General features: G+C 48.3%; 1 protein-coding gene. It reads right to left on the bottom strand.

Annotated elements, in window-relative coordinates; translation table 11 throughout:
* Positions 1-86: 86 nt before the first annotated feature.
* Positions 87-1,261 (bottom strand): DUF3394 domain-containing protein (locus R7P67_RS24935; protein ID WP_318086333.1); only part of this gene is annotated, 1,175 nt, incomplete at its 5' end.

Here is a 1,261-nt window from a genome sequence, read left to right as displayed (position 1 = left end):
TTGGTCATTTAGATCAACCGGAACAAGAATTTGTTTGTACATTCAATGTCTCTCACTAAGGCCCCAGATCCGCGGGGCCAAATCGGTTATGCGCTCAGTTGTTCCTTGCGAGCACGACGTTTTTGGTTCATGGCAAGTACCAGCAGAAGAATCAAGCAAGGTACAAATACCCATTCTTTCATTGGACGATCTGCGTCTTGAACGACCCATTTGATTTCCCAATCAAAGTCGATACCAGATGACTCCGCAGGGCTACCAAATTCAACCATGTCGACGACCATTTTGCCGTCGTTCTCAGTCAGCATCAGACCCATTGAAGAGATACGCTCTTCAGCTGTCGTTGCTCTGTCTTCGAATGGCAGACGTACCGTTTTCTCGACGTATTCGCCTTCGAGGTTTTGTCCGGCAACACGTAACTCAATGGATTCTCCTACATTTAGGTTTTCCGTGATTTGAGCTATCTCAACCCCAGGAGAAAGAACTTTCGCTGGGTATAACATGTCCCACCAAAAACCAGGTCGGAAGAATGAGAAAGTTAATACTAATAATAGGACGGTTTCCCACCACTTGTTACGAGTCAGCCACCATCCCTGCGTAGCGGCAGAGAAGATCAGCATCGCAATGATGGAAGAGATTACCGTGAGTGCTAAATGCCACCAAGAATCGATACCCATCAACAATAATTGGGTATTGAAAACAAACATGAATGGCAGAATGGCGGTTCGAATATCGTAGGTAAAACCTTGGATACCGGTACGAATTGGATCGGACTTCGCGATTGCTGCAGCGGCAAAGGCAGCCAGACCGACCGGTGGTGTATCATCGGCGAGAATACCGAAATAGAACACGAACAAGTGCACCGCAATCAGTGGAATGATAAGACCGTGCGCTGCGCCGAGCGTTACGATAACTGGCGCCATTAGCGTTGATACTACAATGTAGTTTGCTGTGGTAGGCAGGCCCATACCGAGAATCAGACTGATAACCGCAGTAAACAGCAGCATTAGGATGACACTACCGCCAGAGATAAACTCAACAAAGTCCGTCATCACCAAGCCGATACCAGTTAGCGTCACAACGCCAACAACCGTACCTGCCGCCGCTGTTGCGACACCGATACCGATCATGTTGCGAGCACCAGCCACCAAGCTTTCAGCGAGATCGACAAAACCCTCTTTGGTTTGCTGTACTAGGTCGCCTTCTTTCGCAAGTAACGCCATCAGAGGGCGTTGTGTTAGCAAAATGAAGACCATAAAGACGG

This window comes from Vibrio sp. Vb0937, from assembly GCF_033338855.1.
Note: the sequence above shows the minus strand (reverse complement) of the source record. Positions and strands in the feature narration are given on the sequence as shown.